Genomic DNA, 20606 nt, shown 5'->3' on the forward strand with positions numbered 1-20606 from the left:
GTTCTTCGCGTTGCATCGAATTAAACCACATGCTCCACCGCTTGTGCGGGCCCCCGTCAATTCCTTTGAGTTTTAATCTTGCGACCGTACTCCCCAGGCGGTCAACTTATCGCGTTAGCTGCGCTACTAATCTTTTTAATAAGACCAACAGCTAGTTGACATCGTTTACGGCATGGACTACCGGGGTATCTAATCCCGTTCGCTACCCACGCTTTCGCACCTCAGCGTCAGTTTTAAGCCAGCAAGGCGCCTTCGCCACTGATGTTCCTCCAGATATCTACGCATTTCACTGCTACACCTGGAATTCCCCTTGCCTCTCTTAAACTCTAGACTGCCAGTATCGGATGCAATTCCTAGGTTGAGCCCAGGGCTTTCACAACCGACTTAACAGTCCGCCTACGCGCGCTTTACGCCCAGTAATTCCGAATAACGCTTGCACCCTCTGTATTACCGCGGCTGCTGGCACAGAGTTAGCCGGTGCTTCTTCTGTGGCTAATGTCACAGCACTTGATTATTAATCAAGCACCTTTCTTCACCACTGAAAGTGCTTTACAACCCTCGGGCCTTCTTCACACACGCGGCATGGCTGCATCAAGGTTTCCCTCATTGTGCAATATTCCCCACTGCTGCCTCCCGTAGGAGTCTGGGCCGTGTCTCAGTCCCAGTGTGGCTGATCATCCTCTCAAACCAGCTATAGATCGTCGCCTTGGTAGGCCTTTACCCTACCAACCAGCTAATCTAACGTGGGCTCATCCTTTAGCGATACCTTTCAAGAAGAGGGCACCTTTACTCCGTAGAGCACATCCGGTATTAGCCTGCGTTTCCACAGGTTGTCCCCGACTAAAGGGCAGATTCCCACGCGTTACTCACCCGTCCGCCACTCGACGCCCAAGATCGCCCCCCGAAGGGTTTGTTCTTGTCGTTTCCGTCCGACTTGCATGTGTTAGGCCTGCCGCCAGCGTTCATTCTGAGCCAGGATCAAACTCTTCAGTTTAATCATGATTCGACGTTTTTTAGTGAGCTCGCCGTGCTCTGTAAAACGCTCGGAATTGACGAGTAAATGCATTAACATATACTTCGTCTCGAGCAATTTATGCGGGTCACTCACCTTAGGGAGTTTCCACATAAATTGTCTCTGAATTACCTGTTTTTTAAAGATCTTGGGTCTTTCTCTTCTCAAGCAACTCGCCCTTTGACGTGTCCCTCAAGAGCTGCGTATTCTAGTGCGAGTGACCGTTGCAGTCAAGCGTCTTTTTGAAGTTTTTTTGATGTTTTTGCTTCAGGTCTGTGTCTTTCTTAAACCTTCGCTTTTCACATCGCTTCTCAGACCAAAACGGGGCGCATTAAAACCGTTTATTCAACTTGCTTCTCTGCGCCTTGTCCGGCCTGACTGGCTCACTCGCTGAGCAGGTGGCGTATTCTAGCCTTTCTGACTTGGAACGCAAGGGGTTTTTTGGAAACTTTTGGAGGGATTCTGCCCGGTGTTCTGACTCGCCCATCAGCTGAATCAGCATACGGCCATTCCACAACAAGGGGTTAGCGTTGTATTTTCGGTCTTTTTCATCTTTTCTGTGAAATCTGGCTACCATCTGACAGTAAGATAAACAGTAAAATAAACCAAACAATTTTATTATTTGGCATTGGAGGCCGGGATGAAAAGGGTTGATTCAGGACGTCGTGAACTGATTAAGAAACTGATTGCTCTGGGGCTGGCTGGCAGCCCGCTGTCTCAAGCCGCTTTGGCTTCTGACCCCAAAACCACCAGGCCTGGTCAATTTCGTACCGGGGTTGTGCTTGATCCGTTGTTTTTCAAGCACAACATGCCCGACCATCCTGAAGGGGCCGATCGTTTAAAGGCCATTGATCAGGAATTGGAGGCTCAAGGGCTCTGGGATCAGCTCACGCCCATCCAGTCGAAACTGGCCACAGAAGAGGAGTTGCTGTGGGCGCATGATCCGGGCTACATAGATGAAATCCGTGCCATGAGCAACCAGGCCGGTGATTCTGTGGACTATTATGATCCTTATGCAGGCGACACCTACATCAATGCGCACAGTTTTGATGCGGCCAGAATGGCGGCGGGCAGTCACATCAACATGAACCTGGCAGTGTATGACCGAACCATTGATCATGGCTTTTCGCTTTTACGTCCGCCCGGCCATCATGCCCTAAAAAACAAGGCCATGGGTTTTTGCATTTTCAATTCCGACATCATTGCCGCCAAAGCACTGCAAAAATACCGAGGGGTCAAAAAAATTGCGATCATTGATTTTGATGTGCATCACGGCAATGGCACACAAGATTTGTCGGATGCCGACGAAAACATCATGGCGATTTCGATCCATCAACACCCTTTCTGGCCCATGACGGGTGGCGCAGACTTCACAGGCAACGATCAGGCCAAAGGCACAGTGGTCAATCTGCCGTTTCAGGAAGGTGCGGGCGACACCACTTACCTGAATGTGTACGATGAAATCATTCACCCCAAACTTGAAGCCTTTGAACCCGAACAGATCATTGTGTTCGCAGGCTACGATGCGCATTGGCTGGATCCGCTGGCTCAGCATCGAGTATCGGTACTGGGCTTTAACCGCCTAGTCAAAAAATGTCTGGCGTCGGCCAAGACACTGTGTCAGGGCCGGATTAGCTTTTCCCTGGGCGGCGGCTACGAACTGGAACCTTTGGCCAAATGCACGGCCGGGACGCTTCATACTTTGCTGAACAACCCGGAACAGACCCAAAACCCCATCGGGCTACCTTCATTGGGCGAAGAAGATTTCAGCGAGCAAATCGCTCAACTGAAGTCCCATCACCTGGATTAACTCATGCAACGAAAACCGACGTTCCTATCCGGCGCTTGGCTGAGTACGCTTTTGCTTCTCTCAGCCAGTCCTTTATGGGCACAAACACCCCTGCCACCTTTGTTCGACAGCCATTCGCATTATTCAAAAGCCGATGCCGAGCGGTTCACACCAGAGGACATTGCCGACAAATATGAACGACTCAATATCATCGGTGCCATGATTTCGAGCACACCCACTGAAAAGACCGAGGCCCTGCACCAGGTGATGCCGGACAGAATCGCCCCCTTCCTGAGCCTTTACCCCAACAGGGCGCACAAACCCGTGTGGATGCAAAGACTGAGCACACTGGAGGACATCGAAGCCAAATTGGACCGATTTCCCTATCAGGGCATTGGTGAATTTCACATTTTCAGGCAGGAAGCCTACAGTCCGGTTCTGGAGCGTGTGGTGCGCATTGCCGAAGAGCGAAACCTGTCTCTGCAGATTCATGGGGATGCGACCATTATCAACCGGGTTTACCAGCTTGCGCCCGACCTGACGGTGATCTGGGCGCATTTGGGAACCGTACCGGTGCCGGAATATCTGGACCGGGTACTGGCTCGCCATCCAAACCTTTATATCGACACCTCGGTTCGCGACAAGCTTTTTACGGATGAACACGGCCAGCTCAGGCCAAAATGGCGGGATTTTTTCATCAAGAACCAGGACAGGTTGCTGGCTGCGGTGGACACCTACAGCACCCAGCGCTGGGAACGCCTTGACCAGGCGGTGGCCAACATACGCCAGTGGCTGAATCAACTGCCTGAGCCAGCTCGCAGCAAGCTGGCCTGGCAAAATGGCATAAAAGTGTACAAAATGCCTCTTCTCGAACCTTAAACAAAACCGTCATCCAACCAGACTGTGACCTTTATAAAAATTCGCTATAATCCCCAGCTAATTTGAACTTTTCTGAAAGGTGGGTCCATGAAAATTGCCGTTGCGGGAACGGGCTACGTCGGACTGTCTCTGGCTGTGTTGCTGGCCCAGCATCATGAGGTTGTGGCTCTTGATATCGTTAAAGAAAAAGTCGCCCTCATTAACAACAAAATCTCACCGATTGCTGACACCGAAATCGAAGATTTTCTGAAGAACAAGCCTCTTGACCTGACCGCCACGACAGAGCCGACTACCGCGTATCTGAATGCGGATTTTGTCGTGATTGCCACGCCGACCGATTACGATACCGTCACCAATACGTTTAACACCAAAACCGTGGAAAGCGTCATTGAAAAGGTCTTGTCGATCAACCCCAATGCCGTGATGGTGGTCAAATCCACCATTCCGGTCGGTTACACCCTGGACATCAAAGCCAAATTCAAAAGTGACAACATATTGTTCTCACCCGAATTCCTCCGTGAAGGCAAAGCGCTTTGGGACAATCTTTACCCCTCAAGAATTGTGATTGGAGAACAGTCTGAACGTGCTCAAACTTTTGCCAATCTGCTTATTGAAGGGGCAGCCAAACCTGAAAGCGAAATTCCGGTATTGTTTACCGACTCCACCGAGGCTGAAGGTATCAAGCTGTTTGCCAATACTTATTTGGCCTTGCGCGTCGCCTACTTCAATGAACTCGACACCTACTGCGAAACCCATGGATTGAGCACCAAACAGGTCATTGAAGGCGTCGGTCTCGATCCTCGAATCGGTGACCATTACAACAACCCGAGCTTTGGTTATGGTGGCTACTGTCTGCCCAAAGACACCAAGCAACTGCTCGCCAACTATCAGGAAGTGCCACAAAATCTGATTCAGGCGATTGTGGAGGCCAACACCACCCGCAAAGATTTTATTGCCGACCAAATCATCAAACGCGCCCCCAAAATCGTGGGCGTTCACCGATTGATTATGAAGCAAGGCTCCGACAATTTCCGCGCCAGCGCCATCCAAGGGGTGATGAAGCGCATCAAAGCCAAGGGCATTGAGGTGATTGTCTACGAGCCGGTGCTCGAACAGGACGAGTTTTTCCACTCCAAGGTTTACCATGACCTGGAAGCGTTCAAAGCCGACTCCGATGTCATCCTCGCCAACCGCCTGACCGACGACATTTTCGATGTCAAAGACAAGGTGTATACTAGAGACTTGTTTGGTAAGGACTGAGCAGGGGGTTACATGTACGCCATTCAAATCGAAAACCCAGAGTTAGAAAAACTTGCGATTGATGTCTTTGGAAAAACACCAATTCAAGAAGATTCTGATTTGTATGAATTTCTAACTCAAAAAAAGATTCAAAAAGATCTGGAAGAAAGCATGGAGCAAGCACTAAACGGCGACACCATGAGCATGGATGACGCATTTAAGAAGACTTGCCCAGAACATGGTGTTTAGTGTTTTTCAATTTCACAACCAGAGCACAGAAATCGCTCTCAGACATCGCTTATTTTTCAAACGACGTCTAATATGCATCAAAATTGAAGGGAAAGTGAAATGAGTCTACCAGATGAAATCAAAGTGGTCTCAGCCGATTATTTGGGAGATTTCGCGCTCAAAACCCATTTCAGTGATGGTCATCATCAAACTGTCCACTTTAAAAATTTTATTTTTCAACATGCCCATTCAGACATCCAAAAGTACAAAGATGAGTCCGCATTCAAAAATTTTCAGATTTCTGATGGTGACTTGATTTGGGATGATTACGAACTGTGTTTTCCGATTGCAGATTTATACGAAAACAAAAACATCGAAATCCCACACAATAAAAATGTCGCTTAAAACCGTCCAGGACAAAGACCTTAAATAAAAAGCCATGCGACTCAGAACGAACGAAATCGACACCATCAAGGGCACCATTCACGCCCTGTTACCGGACGTTACCATCAAGCTGTTTGGTTCACGGGTGGATGACGAACAAAAAGGTGGCGACGTGGATTTGCTGATTATCTCGGAACAACCGGTTGAGCGCCCAGCGTGGACAAAAGCGCAAATCGAAGCCAGATTAACCCGCGCCTTTCATGGCCGTAAAGTCGATATCGTGTTGGACGCACCCAATCTTGTTCACGGCACCATTCATCAAATCGCACGTACTGAAGGGATTTTAATCAGTTAAATGAACAGTGAAAAACAACATGAAAGGCTTGAGTTTCTTTTCCGGGTGGTTGAAAAAGAAATCCATCACCTAAAATTTGCTATGGAGCAGGTATTTTCTCAAAGGATAACACCACAAACGGTTCAGAAGCTGGAACAACTGCCAGAGCTTGCCCTTAAGATTGAAGGATTTACCAGCCGTTTCTGCCGACTTCAAGACACATTGGGAGATAAGCTTCTACCTGCCCTTTTGCATTCTTTGGGCGAGCCCAAAGCACCCTTACTTATTAACCTGGATAAAGCAGAAAAATACGGTTGGCTGGATTCAAGCGATGACTGGTTAAGCCTGCGCTCGCTGCGCAATCAAATGGTCCACGAATACATCGAAGATCCAACCCTGTTTTTAGATGCCATTGAAGCAGCAAGAGCCGCTACCCCAATGCTGGTTTCTTTCTCAGAAAAACTTAAACAAACATACACTAACCAAAGTTCCAAATGAATACACAACTAGCCCCACAATCCATTCTCGTCACTGGCAGTGCCGGCTTCATTGGTTTTTACCTGGTCAAACAGCTACTCAAGCAGGGGCACCAAGTGACTGGCATTGATAACCTTAATGACTACTATGACCCGCAACTGAAAACCGACCGTCTTGACGACCTGAAGCAGTTGATTGCAAGCGACACTCTACCGGCGTCGGCTGAGTATGCGTTTTTTGAACTGGATCTGGCCGACCGGGATGGGGTAAAAAAGTTGTTTGAGGACCATGGTTTCGACATCGCCGTCAATTTGGGCGCCCAGGCAGGCGTGCGTTATTCAATCGAAAACCCACATGCGTATGTGGATGCGAATCTGGTTGGGTTTGTGAATATTCTGGAAGGCTGTCGCCAGCAAAAGATCAAGCATTTGGTCTACGCCAGCTCCAGCTCCGTTTATGGCATGAATTGCAAACAACCGTTCAGCACGGATGACCGAGTGGATTATCCCATTAGCCTCTATGCCGCCACCAAAAAGTCCAACGAACTGATGGCCCACACCTACAGCCATCTATACAACCTGCCAACCACCGGCTTGCGCTTTTTTACCGTGTATGGCCCTTTTGGGCGTCCTGACATGGCCTATTTCAAATTCACCAAAGCCATCTTGGAAGGCAAACAAATCGATGTGTACAACAATGGCGAAATGAAACGCGACTTTACCTATATCGATGACATCATCGAAGGGGTCACACGGGTCATGGACCGGATCCCTGCGCCGACCTCTCCGCGTCACCCTGAACTGGATTCAGGGTCTCAAAAAGGCAACAACCTATCCAATGCGGTCGCTCCCTACAAGATTTACAACATCGGCAATAACCAACCCGTCACGCTCAGACGCTTTATCACAGCGATTGAAACCGCCTGCGGACAAAAAGCCAATGAAAATCTGATGCCCATGCAACCCGGTGATGTGCCCATCACCTACGCCGATGTGGATGATTTAATGGCCGATACCGGTTTCAAGCCCTCCACCAGCATTGAAGACGGGATTGCCAAATTTGTTGAGTGGTACAAAGCGTACTATCCGTCATGAACCGCACACGCTGAGCTCATCGTTTGAAACCTTCTAACACCACAATGGACAAGGCTTCCAAACAGATACACCTGAAAGACGCTGACCTGATTGGTGAGGGGCGCGACCGCTTGTGCTTCCAGCACCCGTCCGACCCCAGTTTGTGCATCAAAGTAGCCAAAAAAAAAGAAAAACAAACTGCGAGAGAAATTCGCTACCTGAACTATCTGCATAAAAAGCAAAGAGACCTAACCTACATCAGCGACTACCACCACAGCGTCAAAACCAATTACGGCAAAGGGCATGTGTTTGACTTGATCACCGATCAAAACGGTTCGGTTGCGCCTTCTCTTTACCAGTTACTTAGTGCCAACCAGCTCACCCCCGAACAACTCAACGAAGCCCTCTCCACCCTTTCAGAATATCTCAGCCGAGAAAACCTTTGCGTGTTTGACCTCAGTCCTCGTAATCTGGCCGCCAAACAAAACCAGCAGGGCCAATACCGCTTGTACATGATTGATGGAATCGGCCTTGCTTCGCCAGACCCATTTACTTTTCGAATGCCTCTTTTAACAAAGCGATTGATGGGAAAAAGATGGAGAAGATTAATAAAAAAAATAACAGTGACAGTCTCTCACTCAAGCACTGACTTATCCGTACGTAGTGACGTGAAAGACTTTTGATTTAACAAAGAGAATGCCACTAACAATGTTAAAAAAAGTCCAACATGGGCTGAATAAGTTGAATACTGAAGTGGGCTTTCTGGCATAAAAAGCAATATCGTTGCTGATGTAAAAACCAAACCCGCTACCCAAATTGCTTTACTCTCACCTCTGGATTTCTTGAGCCCCCTTAAAAAGAATCCCAACAGAAAAATAAAGATCAAAACAATCAAAATAAACGGAATTAAACCAAAATTTATCCAAGTCATCAAAAACTGGTTGTGAATTTGCGAAAAATGAAAGCCATTTGAACTAACATTATATTTTTCTGTGAGCAGCTGTGCTGTCTTCGACGTTAAATTTGATTCAAAATCATCTGCGCCATGCCCTAAAAAAGGTTGTTCTTTTATTAGATCAATGCCGACTTCATACATGACTAGGCGCCTGCCGACACTTGTCTCTACATTTTCTTCTGTCAGATATTGTTCGACATCACTCCAAGCCTGCACAACACGCTTTTGCATAACTTCGCCAACAAACGTTACCCCTATTAAAGCCAAAATTGAAACTATGCCACCGACTAAAAATAGTTTTTTTTCAAAAGAAAACTTGGCTTTTGAAATCAAATACAAATAAAAACCGCCCCAACCTATTATTGCTTCGGGCCAACCGATCCATGCGGTTCTAGACTGTGATAAAACAACAGCAAGAAAATTTATCAATGTCATAACACACCACAGCACTAAAACCTTCTTACCTTGCCGGTATGCCCACACAAAACCACCAAGCATCAAAATAAACAAAGCATTGGCATAGACACCGAATTTTATCGGATTGCTGTAGGCCCGACCTAAGCGAGCTTCTCCTTCAAACACTTTCCAACCATAATGGGTCAATTCCATCGTGATGGGCACCAACAAAACAAAACTGGAAACTAATAGAAAATACCAAAAAAAGTCTTCCGCAGGCTTCGTCAATAAAATCGCAGCCAAAACGACCAGAAACCCAATAAACAGTGCCGTTATCCTTAATACTGAACGACTTTCTTCTAATAAAGGCGCATGAAATAAACTAATAGCGAAAACCGATATGACATAACTTAAAATTAATCCCCCCCAAACCAAAACTGATTTTTGAGTCAAGTCATCCCAGCTTTCCGCTTTTAGTAAATAGACTAAAACCACCAAGAAAAACCCAAACAAAAGTTCAAAGTTGTAAGGAACTGTTCCTCTTAAAACATACCCAGAAAACAAAAGTATCATGGCTAAAAATAGCCACCAAGCTAGTTTAGGATGTGGACAAATATCACCAATAATAATTTTCATCATCTTCAACATGTATTTTTCAGACATTTAAGTGCAGGAAATAAATATCGCTTCCACTGCTTGTCAAAATTCGATTTATTAAGGCGTAAACAGACTGCCAAGACATAGCAGATTGCCAACCACATTCTCTCTTGCTCTGACCAGTTCAGCGTTTGGGCAACAGATTCCATAAAATGCCCCAGCGGCTTTTTCTGCTTGGACAAGAAGAAAGCCAAATCCCATTGACGCAGGCCATATTCAAAATACTGGCAATCGATCAGTTTGGGCTGGCCTTGAGCATCAAACAGAATATTGGCGGGTTTGAAATCACCGTGGATCAGGCCAAACGCCGATGCGTCCAAAGGCGGCGCAGACTGCAAAAAAGCCAACAACTTTGCCTGCACTTCATCAATCGAGGCAATGTTTTCAGGGCATCGCTGCTTTAGCTGATCAAAAAACCCTCGCAAAAAGGTTCGGCTTGACTCCGACTGGGGCTGTTTGACCCAATGAACCATCATATCCCGAATCGGCGTTCCATCGTTTAGCGGCGGATAATCCGTTCCTGCCCCTGCGCCAGGCTGGCCAAAAACGGAGTTCCCTAACTCGCCCATTTTCTGATATAGCCGCAACGCATCGCCCAATGTCACTTTTCCAGGCGATAACCTTTCTGTCGTCAACTGGGCCAGGGAAGTATCTGCCAATGTGCCATGACTGATCAACCTCGGCACCAACTCGGCGCCAGAAGCTTGCTGGCACACCCGTTCAAGAAAAAACCGTTCACGGTCAAGTAAAACGGGCGGTGCCAGCTTCGTCAACCATTCCTGTCGCCCGTTCAAACCGCCATAGTGCCACACAAATCCGGCATTGTTTGCCCCGCCCAGCATGCAATAAACCGAAGTCATCGCTTCCACTTCAGGCGAAACCTGCTGGATTTGTGAACGCAAAGACGGCAAGACAGACGACAGGGGTTTTTCAGTGTCACCAGACATTGCAAATCGACTCGCTGCCTTCTCTCTCTGAGCAGGTCGGTCAAGCCAGTAAACGCGCAATGAGTCGATCCAGGCACGCAAGGAAAAATTCACAAAGTCCCCATGCCTTTCGTTCTGGCCAACAAAGTTTCAACCATGGCAGCATTGTCATCACGGGCCTGGTTTAAAAACCGATCCATCGCCATCGCTTCTTCTTTGGAGAAGCTTGCCCAGTCCTGCGGATTGAGCGTCAACAATGACTTGGATGGCATCACTCGATCCGTGTGGCCAAACACCTCTTTGAGCAAAAACGAGATTTTGGGGGTATTCGACTCCAACGCCACAAAAGGAATCTTGTTTTTCAGGCACATGGTGACCGTATGATAACGACCGGTCACCACCAGTTCACAGCCTGATAAAAACGCTTCAAACTCCGCCGGATCCAGTGATTTATTTCGATCCCGAAAAAACCATTTCACGGTTTCAACAATGGTTTTTCTGGGGCGTTTCCAGAAGTTGTAATTATCAGGTCGTGCGACCACCATGGATCGGTACGGACACTGCCAGTGTTTTTTAAATTTCTTCAGCCACGGCACATCCGTCTGCATGACCGAATCAACCACACAAATGCGGCCTGACTCAGGCTGATAAGGCACAGACGGTTCAAACGCAAAGGTCAAATCCATGACCAAGCGCGCCGCAACACCCTGCTGAGTCAGTGTTTCAAAACTTGCTCTGTCACGCACATAAATCTCATCAAAATCGTTTAAATGCGCAATACAGTTGTCTTCATTGGCATAAAGCGTGGCATTGATTAAGTAACAGGGCCGTTTTAACGTCTGATGCGAAAAGGCGGCAAATTCCAACAGGGCCTGTGCCTGCCACCGGCGTGGCGCATGGTGAATCGTCCCTTCCCCGTTGACCAGAATCATGTCCACCTCTGGCATGGCTTCGATTTTGTCTTTGTGTTTGCGCCAATCCTGGCTGACAGGCCAGGTCCAGATCACTTCGGCCCCGTGCTTTTGAAGCAGTCTTTCCAAATTGCTCATCACCATCAAGCAGCCATAGTGGCGCGTAGGGCGAGTGTCGTTAATAATGGCGACTTTCATGATGCCTCGCTCTGCCGGGTCGGCACAATAGTGAGCTGCTCTCTGGGCAACGCCGCCTTGATAAACGCCGCCTCCTGATCACCATCATGCGGATGCGGCTTTTGCAGTCCCAACCAAAGCCGCAATCGTTCTAACAACGAATAGCGTTTGTGCCAACTGTCACTCTGAAAAAAATCGAACCCATAAAGCGTCAAATGCCCTTCTCCGATGACGCGACGAATCATGTCCACCGCCATACAGCCGGTGGACGGTCGCGCCCCCAGTGCTTCATGCAGTGACTGCCACCAATCGACCGGGTAAAAATACAGCTGTTGCCGCGTTGCGTCGGTGAGCAGATCACGACTTTTGGGCGACATATACATCACTCTGGGCAAGGTCGCGACCATGTCATTGATTTCTTTTTTTGCGCCCGAAACACAGAGCAAATCGGTCCGTGCGCCAACCGCCTCCTGCATCGACTCCGGCAACTGCCAGGCAAAATTCATGCGGATCACCACATCGTGCTCATCCACCGGAAAGGACTGCCCCAACACTTTCCGAGAGTTTCCGACCAAGGCAATGTTTTTATTGGCCAAAAACTCAGCCACCTGTTCAAACGATTTGGACATGCTCATCCTCTTCGGGTTCTTTGATTTCAATACCGACCTCTCGGCACAGACGCTTCATCCGTTCTGCGTTGTCGTCAAAGCTTGACGCCATCCAGCGTACGGGCTTATTGGTCAAGTATTGGGCCAACAAAATGGTCGTGGAAAAATCACCGACCACTTCACAATCTGCCAAAAAAGGCAACAGCACCTCAAAACTCAAGTTCGACGGCAACACGTCAAACCCGGCCTCTTTCAAACCAAGCAGGTCCTGACTTCCGGCCGCTGGATGATATTTTACCGCGAAGCGTTTGCCCAGTTGCACTTGGCGATTCAAGTCGGCCAGTATTTTCGTTCGATAACCATCAATGCGACTGAAAATCCGGTGATTGGGCAAAGTGAACAACCCATCCAAACGTTCAAGCCTGGCCGTCTCCCATTGATGCTCAGACAAAACCGCCCTCGCCATGGGTTCAAATGCGCGCAACCCAGCCTCTTTTTGAAGCTGATCTGTCATCAATGGCAAACAACGCTTGGACGGCAAATTACGCTGCCCCAACTCTGGGTACATCAGCCACGCTTCATCCACCCAGCGGCTGGCGCCCACCGTTTCCGGTGTGTCATACCAGCGACCAAACACCCACTTTTTGACCGCATTGTCGACCACCCTTTCGGACCAGGCTTTTGAAGCGGCCCGACCCAGATAACTGAAGACGCCGTCGTCCAGAAACACGCCTGTGCAATGAGTGTCTTGCTGTTTGGCCAACTGCTTGGCCGTTTTCAAAACAAACTGCCCCAGCACACTGCGATCATTGCCAATCAGCACCCGTGCTGGCCGGTGTTCGGCACACCAGGCCTCTGTCATGGCAAAACGTTTTTTCCGCTGTCGCCATTTGGCCCAGCCTTTTGCTTCGCGCCCGGCCAGCAATTGCCATTGGACAAACGGCGTGGTAACCCGATCCAGCAAGGGCGTAAACACCATAGGTTTTTCAGAGTATTGGTCAATCAACCACAAGTGCGCGTCACGCTCGTCTTTTTGCCGGTCGGCCAGCAACCAGGCCCAGAAAAAGTGCAGCGGTGACGACACCAAGTACAGATCAATCGGCTTGTTTGAACGGTTTTGCATCATAAATCCTGAATGGCGCCAACGGTTTTGACCCCCATGGTTTGCATCAGCGGAATAAATTGACGGGAAAAGGCATCTTCTTCGTTCAACAGCGCATAAGAAGTCAAATCGGGCCGCAACCATTTTGCCGTCAGAAGCGCTGTGCCCACATCACCGATGATGCGAGCATTCTCAGGCAAGGCAGGCAAAAGCATTTCAAACGCCAGATTTGAGGGCAAGACCATGACATTGGCATCGCTCATCAGCCCCAGTGCATCCTGCCCCGCCTGCCGCGGATGGTATTTTACCGCCACCTGCTCACCGGCATCGACCAGACGTTTGACCAACGCCTGAACTTGTTGGGCATAGCCGCGGATTTTTTTCTGATTATTGGGATGCGGAATCAAAACCAGCGTCTGCACCGTTTGCATGGACGCTTGATCCACGCCATGTTTTTCCATCAAGGCCCCGCAAAACGTCTGCACGGGTGGGGCCAAAAACAAATCTTCGCTCAACGCCTGCGTGGTTTTTTGCTGCAATGGCTTAACCGCGGCCTTCGGACGAAACAACCAGGCCTGGTCAATCCAATCGGACGCCCCCACCGTTTGCGGTTCCTGCCACCAAAAACCGTACACCAGCTTTTTCAACAGGGCATTCACCCCGTCTTTGAACCAATGATGAGGACGACCGGCATACGAATAAAGCCCATCATCCAGATACCAGCCTTGAGGACGAGCGGCCTGCTGGGTAATTCGATGCATCACATATTGAAACTCCACCCGTCGGTCACTGCCCGTGGCCACGACGTGCGGCAGCCCATTTTGAGCCTGAAACTGTGACAGCCATTGATCAATCTGGAGAAAGTTCTGTCGTCGCTCAGCAAGCTTGCCACGTCCAACCCCGTTTTTCACCAGGCCTGGTAAGATTTGAACCGAATCAAAAGGGGCATCCTCCCAGGCAAGCAAGCTTTCGTAATAAGGATTGGCGCGAGTATTGGCCTGATCAATCAACCAAAGCGCCGAGTGCGTCTCTGGCATGGATTGACGCTGATGCACCGCCAGAGCCACACTGACCAGCATATTTAAGGGAGTAGAAGGAAGGTACAAGCATGAGTGGTTCATCACGTAATCGAGCTCCATGCTCTGATATTGACCGAAGCATGCAAAACCCTCAAGATCAGAATGTTCCCCCCCCTTGCACGATAGAAAATCAAATAGTCTTCATAGATCAGCAAACGCCCGTCTATCGGTATCTGCTTACGACGACACTCAACTCCCATATCCGGGAATAGTGCCAAAAGCTCGATTTTGTTTTTCAGGTTGTTTAAAAAGGTCTTCGCATGCGATTTCTGGTCACGAGCGATATAGGCAAAAATTTTCTCCAAGTCCTGAACGGCCCGATCGGAATAGTTAATCAACATATCGTGCTTTAAGCTCAGCGAAAACCTCCTCGTGACTCTTTTCACTGACAGGCGAATGCGCACCCTCTTGAAGGGTTTCAAGCAGTTCTTCGGAAGCTTCGGAAGACGCTTTTGGCATCACAATCACTTCCACTTCTTCGTAATCAAAGCCTTCAGGCAACTGAAACTGCACAGATCGGTTTTTCACTTTTACAAATTCTCTCAACGCTTGCATCACATTTCCCTGGTTGTTTTAAGTGGCTTTTATGACAATCTAGCACCTTAGGGCACATGCCGCAATACATCTGTAACACCCAGTCTTTCCAACGAACGCTCTGCCTGACCGGGTGCAAACTGCTTGAGATATTGCGGCCCCAATGGCGACACCAACCGCGCGACTTTGGGGCCTAACGCGCCGACCAGCTTCGGGTCGGTCACCCGATAAAGCACCACCATCGGCACATCCAGCGCGGCGGCCACATGCGAAAGTCCGGTGTCTACGGAAACCACAAATTCGGAAAATTTGAGCAGCCTGGCCATGTCCGTCAGCGCCAGACGCTTCTCCGGCACCCAGGCCTGGTCAAAAACCAGATTGGCTTTTTCAACCAATCGCTTGGCACGCGCTTTTTCTTCCTCATCGCCCCAGGGCAACACCACTTTCAGGCCCTTATCGGCCTGATGACGAATCAACGCAACCCAATAACGCTCTGGCCAGAGCTTGGTGTCCCAGGTGGTGCCATGCAACCCGACCCAATAGGGCGCGTCATTCAGCTGTGTGTGCAAAAACTCAGGTTTTGACCAGGCCTGGTGGTCCAGCCCGTACTCAACTTTGGTTTCATTCAAATCAGGCAGGTCGTAACCCAGTGACTGCGCCATCAGGCATCGCAAGCGGGTAATGGCATGCTGATCTTTGGCGACTCGAACCTTGCGATCATAAAACCAGCTGGCCAAAGGTTCGCGCGCAGAGTGCCAATCGAACCCGACCTTTTCGCCCTCTGCTTTGCGCACAACCCAGGCGCTTTTCAGCAAGCCTTGCGCATCCACGACCAGATCATAATGGTTTTGCTTGAGTGCCTTAAAAAAGGCGCTTCGCTCAAGCCGGGTATCTCGCTGAAACCAGCCTTTGCGCCAACGACGCAAGCCAATCGGATACACATTTTTCACCACCGGGTGCCAAGAGGGAATCTCGGCAAACCCCTCCTCCACCACCCAGTCCACCTGCAAGTCTGGTATGGCTCGCATCGCATCGGTCAAAGCAGGAAAGGAATGAAACACATCGCCCATCGACGACATTTTGATCAGCAATATCCGCATCCAGCTATTCCACTGTCACAGATTTGGCGAGGTTTCTGGGTTGATCCACGTCGGTGCCTTTGATCAGCGCGACATGATAACTGAGCAGTTGCAGAGGGATATTAAACGTAATCGGCGCGGTAATACGTCCGACATTGGTGGTCGCCTTGACCACTTCAAAATCGCCATGCGCGTCCACACAGGACTTCTCATCCTCAAACACAATCATCTGCCCGCCTCGTGCTTTGACTTCCTGCAAATTGCTCTTAAGCTTTTCCAGCAGTTCATCATTGGGCGCGATCGCTATCACCGGAATGTGCTCATCCACCAAAGCCAACGGCCCGTGCTTAAGCTCCCCTGCCGGATAAGCTTCGGCGTGAATATAGCTGATTTCTTTCAGCTTTAACGCCCCTTCCAGAGCAATGGGATACATGGTGCCTCGCCCCAAAAACAAAGCGGAGGTTTTGTCGGCAAAGCCATTGGCAATCTTGGCAATCAGATCTTCGTTTTCCAAGGTGTTTTTGACCAGGCCTGGTAATTTTTGCAGGCCCTGCACAATTTTTTGCTCCTGCTCAGAGGACATGCGACCCTGCGTTTTGCCAACGGCCGTGATCAACAATGCCAGCGCCACCAGTTGCGTGGTAAACGCTTTGGTCGACGCCACACCGATTTCCGGGCCAGCATGGGTCAGGAAAGTCATGTCCGATTCTCGGGTCAGACTCGACTCGGGCACATTGCAGATCGTCAGAGTAGGCAGATTTTTTTCCTGTTTAAGCTGCTTGATTTGCTGCAAAGCAGCGAGGGTATCCGCGGTTTCGCCCGATTGACTGAGGGTGACAATCAACGTATTGTTACGCACGACCGGATTACGGTAGCGATATTCACTGGCCACCTCCACCTGACACGGCAGACCGATAATGTCTTCAAACCAATATCTTGCCACCAATCCGGCATGATAACTGGTGCCGCAGGCAATGATCTGCACCTGCTCAACCGATTCAAACCAGCGTTCGGCCTCATTGCCGAACGCATTGACCAGCACCGCATCCTGAGTGATGCGTCCTTCGAGCGTGTCGGTCACCGCCTGAGGTTGTTCAAAAATTTCTTTGTGCATGTAATGGCGGTGTTCGCCTAACTCGACCGAACTGGCGGTCAACGAAGACTGCTTGACAGGGCGTTCAACTACCTTCCCCTGTTTGTCATAGACGGTGATGGCATCACGACGAATTTCGGCGACATCACCGTCTTCCAGAAAAATAAACCGTTGCGTCACCGGCAAAAGCGCAGACACATCCGAAGCAATAAAGTGTTCACCAATCCCCACACCAATCACCAGCGGACTGCCCTTGCGCGCCGCCACCAGTGTCTCGGGGTCATGAATGGAAACCACGCCCAAAGCATAAGCCCCTTCAAACTGCTCAACCGCCTGCATAACGGCTTTAAGCAAACAACCGGTGTGTTCCCTGTGTCGATGAATGCAGTGCGCCACCACCTCTGTATCGGTCTGTGAGGTAAAACGGTACCCCAAATCGATCTGACGGGCTTTCAACGACTGGTAATTTTCGATGATGCCGTTATGGACGACGGCAATGCTTTGATTGCAAATATGAGGGTGGGCATTATTTTCTGCCGGCGCACCATGCGTGGCCCAGCGCGTATGAGCTATGCCAATCTGCCCCTTAAACTCGCCTTGGTCAAACGCATCAATTTTTTCTTCGAGCGCTGCGATCTTGCCTAATCCGCGTATCCTCAGAATTTCAGACTGCTGCGAAGACTCAGGCAATCCAGAATCGTTGAGAACCGCCATACCGGACGAATCGTAACCACGGTACTCCAGGCGCTTCAATCCTTCCAAAAGGATCGGAACCAAATTTCTCTCTGCCACACCGCCAACAATGCCGCACATAAACGCCATCCAAGATCGTTAAAATAATCTTTTATTTTAACAAAAAACACGGCCTGAAGCTGACTTGAAGACCACTTTCAAAAATTGGAAGCGGATTTAAGGGCGGTATGACACCGACTCAAACAAATTGGCCACATTTTCCGGCAGCCCTGTGAGCAGTTCCGCACCGGGTCGGGCCAGCAAAAAGCCTTGGGCGTAGTCAATGCCAAGTTCCTGCACCAACCTCAATGTCTCTTCGTTTTCAATGAACTCGGCCACGGTTTGAATGCCCAGCGTTTTGGCCATGGACACCGCGCTTTCCACAAACGCCAAATCAATCTTGTTTTTGGTCATGTTATTGATGAATTCCCCTTCGATTTTGATGTAATCGACCGGGAAGCGCTTGAGGTATTGGAAAGAGGAAAAGCCGGAACCAAAGTCATCGATGGCAAAGCGGAAGCCTTCGGCGCGCAATTCACCCACAAACTTTTCCAGCAGCGTAATGTTGTGCACGGTTTCGCGCTCGGTGATTTCAAACACAATGCGCTCGTGGTCGATCTGATATTTATTCGTCAGTGCCAGCACTTTCTGAATGAACTCACCAGCCACAATGGCTTTGGGCGAAAGATTGATAAACAGCCGGCCGACATAGCCTTTTTCATTCATTTCAGCCAGAGCCTTATCAATCAGAATCAGATCCATTTGATTGACCAGTCCCATGTGTTCGGCGGTTTCAATAAAACGCCCGGCACTGACCAACTCGGATTCCTGACGCAGACGCATCAACAACTCATGCACTTCCACCGAGCCGTCCTGCATATTCACAATGGGCTGATAATGCGCTTCGATCGGCTCGCCGGTTTCGATGGCGTCCATAATGAACACACTTTGATCATTGGATTCCCGATAGACCTCAACCAGATCGTCCTCTTCCGGAAAGGACAGCGCGTTTTTGCCGGTGTCCTTGGCGCGATAAAGCATGTTGTCCGCCACCATGAACAAGTCTTCCTTGTTGTCGGCATGGCCGGGATAGATCCCGACACCGATGGAGCAGGTAATGCAGACCGTGCGCCCCTGTGGTGAGGTCAGACGGATTTCCCCGGCATTTTCCAGCACGGATCTGGCCACGCGAACGGCTTCCTCTCCGTTGGTTTCGGGCAGAATCACGCAAAACTCATCACCGCCATAACGGGCAAAAATGTCGCCTTCCCGCAGTGCCTTGCGCACGACCTTGGCAAACTCAATCAGCATCTCATCCCCAAAACTGTGCCCATACTGGTCATTGATCAGCTTGAAGTTGTCGAAATCGATCATCAACAAGGCAAACTCATAGCCGTGGTTGTGCGCCCGCCCGACTTCGTAGGAAAGCATTTCGTGAAACACGCGTTGGTTGAACAAATGCGTGAGTGGGTCACGCGTGGCATAGTATTCCAGTTCTTTGGTGAATTTATTGATCGCTTTGATCGAACCGATGACATTGACCAGCGTGGTCAGAATGCTCTCAACCACAATCGAACGTGAGGAATCCCGCGGAGGAAGCGTTTCAACCCCCAGTCCGACCACACCGCCGATTTTCGGTCGGTCAAGCACCAGGCTTTTGCTCTGGGTTTTGATCTCATCGGTCACCTGCAGCTTCTGAGAGGTGGCGTAGGTGTGATTGACCTTGAACACGGAATTCTCATCAAAAATGGACACCTGTGCCAGGGTCTCCTTGGCATAAGCTTCCACTTCCTTCTTGACCTCGTCCGTGGGGTGTCCAAGCCAGAAAATCTCGATCACATACTGTTCGGAATCATCGGTACGGAATACCACAAACAGGGTGTACAGCGGCAGAATCTTGTTAATTTCTTCCATCAGAATGCTGATGTGGTGCTTCCAGTCCTTGATGATTTCCGAAGACAGCACCAGCCGATCAAGCAACTGAATTTCAAAATCCAGAATGTCGCGATCAATCGCGATGTTTTTGATCTTGTCGCCCAGCTGATTCAGGCTGATGTTCAGTTGGTTGAATTCGGCGTATTCAAAAACCGCCTGCCCATGCGAAAGGTTTTTGATGTCGTCCACCTGTTGAATCGAGAGCACGCGATCATTGAGTTCTTCCACACTGCGGACCAGACTGTTGGAAAAACGCTGTCCGACCCACCAAGCCAGTAAAATCGGGATGGGCAGCAGCAACAGCATCCAGATCACAAACTCCACTCGGGCCGGTTGCAGCACCGCGCCCAGATCCTGTTCAATCGCCATCACCCCCAGTACGTCACCGACCTCGGCATTGACATGGCATTTCAGACAGGTCTGATTGGCTTCCAGAGGCTGCAAGATACGAATCCAGTCTTCTTCTTCGACCACGGTTTTTTGGGGATTGGCCAGAACCTGATCAATGTAGGGCTGAATCGACGAAGACAGCATCGAATCCAGTTTCCCGAATTGTTCATTGACTGGTTCGGCACGATAAATCGAATAAGAAAGGCCCTGTTCGTCATAGGTTTCCCAGATTTCCTGACGAAAATCCAGCAGTTGCGAGCGACTCCAGCCCTGACTCATGATCTGGTACATATTGTCGAACGACAGTCGACTCAGAGCCTGAGCATTTTCAGCACTTTGGTTGTAGAAGGTTTTGGAGACAATCTGTGAGGCGGCCAACAGGGTCAAACCGAAAATGGTGATCGCTGTCACCATTGCCCCAATCAGCAAGGTGCGGCTGAGTTTTTTTCTGGGTTTGATATGGGAAAGTGGGGTCGGCATCTTGGCTCCAGAGTCACACTCGAAATGTTGCTGACCGCTTTGGAAGAATCACGTCCGAACAGCCGCCAGGCAAATGTTTTCAACATTCTAACGACCTTGCGCGGACATTGCATGAACGCCAGACGCAAATCCCACGG

At 49.6% G+C, this 20606-nt stretch carries 20 protein-coding genes and 1 rRNA gene; 9 read left to right on the forward strand and 12 right to left on the reverse strand.

Annotated elements, in window-relative coordinates:
- A 16S ribosomal RNA gene (locus tag A377_RS0100005) occupies positions 1 to 994 on the reverse strand; the annotation flags it as partial.
- 658 nt (positions 995 to 1652) lie between these two features.
- Between A377_RS0100005 and A377_RS11420 the strand changes: the two genes are divergently transcribed.
- From A377_RS11420 to A377_RS12570, 9 genes are all read left to right on the forward strand, one after another.
- Positions 1653 to 2822 (forward strand): histone deacetylase family protein, encoded by a 1170-nt coding sequence (locus A377_RS11420; protein ID WP_019893990.1) that lies wholly within the window; start codon positions 1653 to 1655, stop codon positions 2820 to 2822.
- A 3-nt stretch (positions 2823 to 2825) separates the two neighbouring features.
- A complete protein-coding gene (locus tag A377_RS0100015) occupies positions 2826 to 3680 on the forward strand; it encodes an amidohydrolase family protein (protein ID WP_028485132.1) in 855 nt (284 codons plus the stop codon).
- A gap of 87 nt (positions 3681 to 3767) precedes the next feature.
- Positions 3768 to 4940, forward strand: a complete 1173-nt coding sequence (locus A377_RS0100020; protein WP_019893993.1) for a nucleotide sugar dehydrogenase — start codon at positions 3768 to 3770, stop codon at positions 4938 to 4940.
- A gap of 12 nt (positions 4941 to 4952) precedes the next feature.
- Complete coding sequence (locus tag A377_RS0100025; protein WP_019893994.1) at positions 4953 to 5168, forward strand: hypothetical protein; 216 nt, start codon at positions 4953 to 4955, stop codon at positions 5166 to 5168.
- A gap of 99 nt (positions 5169 to 5267) precedes the next feature.
- A complete protein-coding gene (locus A377_RS0100030) occupies positions 5268 to 5552 on the forward strand; it encodes a DUF2442 domain-containing protein (protein ID WP_019893995.1) in 285 nt (94 codons plus the stop codon).
- A 34-nt stretch (positions 5553 to 5586) separates the two neighbouring features.
- Complete coding sequence (locus tag A377_RS0100035; RefSeq protein ID WP_019893996.1) at positions 5587 to 5886, forward strand: nucleotidyltransferase domain-containing protein; 300 nt, start codon at positions 5587 to 5589, stop codon at positions 5884 to 5886.
- The gene (locus A377_RS0100040; protein ID WP_019893997.1) at positions 5887 to 6363 is read left to right on the forward strand and encodes a hypothetical protein; all 477 of its coding nucleotides are present in this window, start codon (positions 5887 to 5889) and stop codon (positions 6361 to 6363) included. It begins immediately after the preceding gene.
- Positions 6360 to 7436, forward strand: a complete 1077-nt coding sequence (locus tag A377_RS0100045; RefSeq protein ID WP_019893998.1) for an NAD-dependent epimerase — start codon at positions 6360 to 6362, stop codon at positions 7434 to 7436. The genes A377_RS0100040 and A377_RS0100045 overlap by 4 nt, the downstream gene beginning before the upstream one ends.
- Before the next feature lie 23 nt (positions 7437 to 7459).
- Complete coding sequence (locus A377_RS12570; RefSeq protein WP_157760642.1) at positions 7460 to 8098, forward strand: YrbL family protein; 639 nt, start codon at positions 7460 to 7462, stop codon at positions 8096 to 8098.
- Here A377_RS12570 and A377_RS0100055 read toward each other — a convergent pair.
- The 11 genes from A377_RS0100055 to A377_RS0100105 form a co-directional block, all read right to left on the reverse strand.
- Positions 8050 to 9429, reverse strand: coding sequence for an O-antigen ligase family protein (locus A377_RS0100055; RefSeq protein ID WP_083919040.1), 1380 nt, complete (start codon positions 9427 to 9429; stop codon positions 8050 to 8052). The genes A377_RS12570 and A377_RS0100055 overlap by 49 nt on opposite strands.
- Entirely contained in the window at positions 9408 to 10463 is a 1056-nt protein-coding gene (locus tag A377_RS0100060) for an aminoglycoside phosphotransferase family protein (RefSeq protein ID WP_019894002.1), read from the reverse strand. Before A377_RS0100060 ends, A377_RS0100055 begins: the two co-directional genes overlap by 22 nt.
- Positions 10460 to 11458 (reverse strand): polysaccharide pyruvyl transferase family protein, encoded by a 999-nt coding sequence (locus tag A377_RS0100065; protein WP_083919041.1) that lies wholly within the window; start codon positions 11456 to 11458, stop codon positions 10460 to 10462. The genes A377_RS0100060 and A377_RS0100065 overlap by 4 nt, the downstream gene beginning before the upstream one ends.
- Complete coding sequence (locus A377_RS0100070) at positions 11455 to 12066, reverse strand: hypothetical protein (RefSeq protein ID WP_033422811.1); 612 nt, start codon at positions 12064 to 12066, stop codon at positions 11455 to 11457. Before A377_RS0100070 ends, A377_RS0100065 begins: the two co-directional genes overlap by 4 nt.
- Positions 12050 to 13168 carry a hypothetical protein gene (locus A377_RS0100075; protein WP_157760644.1) on the reverse strand — a complete coding sequence of 373 codons (1119 nt, stop codon included), beginning with the start codon at positions 13166 to 13168 and terminating at the stop codon, positions 12050 to 12052. Before A377_RS0100075 ends, A377_RS0100070 begins: the two co-directional genes overlap by 17 nt.
- Positions 13168 to 14268: a polysialyltransferase family glycosyltransferase gene (locus A377_RS11430; protein ID WP_083919042.1), complete on the reverse strand. Its 1101-nt coding sequence runs from the start codon at positions 14266 to 14268 to the stop codon at positions 13168 to 13170. Before A377_RS11430 ends, A377_RS0100075 begins: the two co-directional genes overlap by 1 nt.
- Positions 14268 to 14567 (reverse strand): type II toxin-antitoxin system RelE/ParE family toxin, encoded by a 300-nt coding sequence (locus A377_RS11435; RefSeq protein ID WP_019894007.1) that lies wholly within the window; start codon positions 14565 to 14567, stop codon positions 14268 to 14270. Before A377_RS11435 ends, A377_RS11430 begins: the two co-directional genes overlap by 1 nt.
- On the reverse strand, positions 14557 to 14781 hold the full coding sequence (locus A377_RS0100090) for a hypothetical protein (protein WP_019894008.1): 225 nt from the start codon (positions 14779 to 14781) through the stop codon (positions 14557 to 14559). Before A377_RS0100090 ends, A377_RS11435 begins: the two co-directional genes overlap by 11 nt.
- Positions 14782 to 14828: 47 nt before the next feature.
- On the reverse strand, positions 14829 to 15860 hold the full coding sequence (gene waaC / locus A377_RS0100095; RefSeq protein WP_019894010.1) for a lipopolysaccharide heptosyltransferase I: 1032 nt from the start codon (positions 15858 to 15860) through the stop codon (positions 14829 to 14831).
- A gap of 4 nt (positions 15861 to 15864) precedes the next feature.
- Positions 15865 to 17745 (reverse strand): glutamine--fructose-6-phosphate transaminase (isomerizing), encoded by a 1881-nt coding sequence (gene glmS, locus A377_RS0100100; RefSeq protein WP_028485133.1) that lies wholly within the window; start codon positions 17743 to 17745, stop codon positions 15865 to 15867.
- Between the two features lie 96 nt (positions 17746 to 17841).
- Positions 17842 to 20469, reverse strand: a complete 2628-nt coding sequence (locus A377_RS0100105) for a putative bifunctional diguanylate cyclase/phosphodiesterase (protein WP_245546743.1) — start codon at positions 20467 to 20469, stop codon at positions 17842 to 17844.
- Between the last annotated feature and the right edge of the window lie 137 nt (positions 20470 to 20606).

The organism is Hydrogenovibrio halophilus DSM 15072, assembly GCF_000384235.1.
In the GTDB taxonomy this organism is placed as follows: Bacteria; Pseudomonadota; Gammaproteobacteria; order Thiomicrospirales; family Thiomicrospiraceae; genus Hydrogenovibrio; species Hydrogenovibrio halophilus.

Coding starts and splice junctions, on each gene's coding strand:
- A377_RS11420 (WP_019893990.1), top strand. CDS start 1,653: ATGAAAAGGGTTGATTCAGGACGTCGTGAACTGATTAAGAAACTGATT.
- A377_RS0100015 (WP_028485132.1), top strand. CDS start 2,826: ATGCAACGAAAACCGACGTTCCTATCCGGCGCTTGGCTGAGTACGCTT.
- A377_RS0100020 (WP_019893993.1), top strand. CDS start 3,768: ATGAAAATTGCCGTTGCGGGAACGGGCTACGTCGGACTGTCTCTGGCT.
- A377_RS0100025 (WP_019893994.1), top strand. CDS start 4,953: ATGTACGCCATTCAAATCGAAAACCCAGAGTTAGAAAAACTTGCGATT.
- A377_RS0100030 (WP_019893995.1), top strand. CDS start 5,268: ATGAGTCTACCAGATGAAATCAAAGTGGTCTCAGCCGATTATTTGGGA.
- A377_RS0100035 (WP_019893996.1), top strand. CDS start 5,587: ATGCGACTCAGAACGAACGAAATCGACACCATCAAGGGCACCATTCAC.
- A377_RS0100040 (WP_019893997.1), top strand. CDS start 5,887: ATGAACAGTGAAAAACAACATGAAAGGCTTGAGTTTCTTTTCCGGGTG.
- A377_RS0100045 (WP_019893998.1), top strand. CDS start 6,360: ATGAATACACAACTAGCCCCACAATCCATTCTCGTCACTGGCAGTGCC.
- A377_RS0100055 (WP_083919040.1), bottom strand. CDS start 9,429: ATGTCTGAAAAATACATGTTGAAGATGATGAAAATTATTATTGGTGAT.
- A377_RS0100065 (WP_083919041.1), bottom strand. CDS start 11,458: ATGAAAGTCGCCATTATTAACGACACTCGCCCTACGCGCCACTATGGC.
- A377_RS0100070 (WP_033422811.1), bottom strand. CDS start 12,066: ATGTCCAAATCGTTTGAACAGGTGGCTGAGTTTTTGGCCAATAAAAAC.
- A377_RS0100075 (WP_157760644.1), bottom strand. CDS start 13,168: ATGCAAAACCGTTCAAACAAGCCGATTGATCTGTACTTGGTGTCGTCA.
- A377_RS11430 (WP_083919042.1), bottom strand. CDS start 14,268: ATGAACCACTCATGCTTGTACCTTCCTTCTACTCCCTTAAATATGCTG.
- A377_RS11435 (WP_019894007.1), bottom strand. CDS start 14,567: ATGTTGATTAACTATTCCGATCGGGCCGTTCAGGACTTGGAGAAAATT.
- A377_RS0100090 (WP_019894008.1), bottom strand. CDS start 14,781: ATGCAAGCGTTGAGAGAATTTGTAAAAGTGAAAAACCGATCTGTGCAG.
- waaC (WP_019894010.1), bottom strand. CDS start 15,860: ATGCGGATATTGCTGATCAAAATGTCGTCGATGGGCGATGTGTTTCAT.
- glmS (WP_028485133.1), bottom strand. CDS start 17,745: ATGTGCGGCATTGTTGGCGGTGTGGCAGAGAGAAATTTGGTTCCGATC.
- A377_RS0100105 (WP_245546743.1), bottom strand. CDS start 20,469: ATGCCGACCCCACTTTCCCATATCAAACCCAGAAAAAAACTCAGCCGC.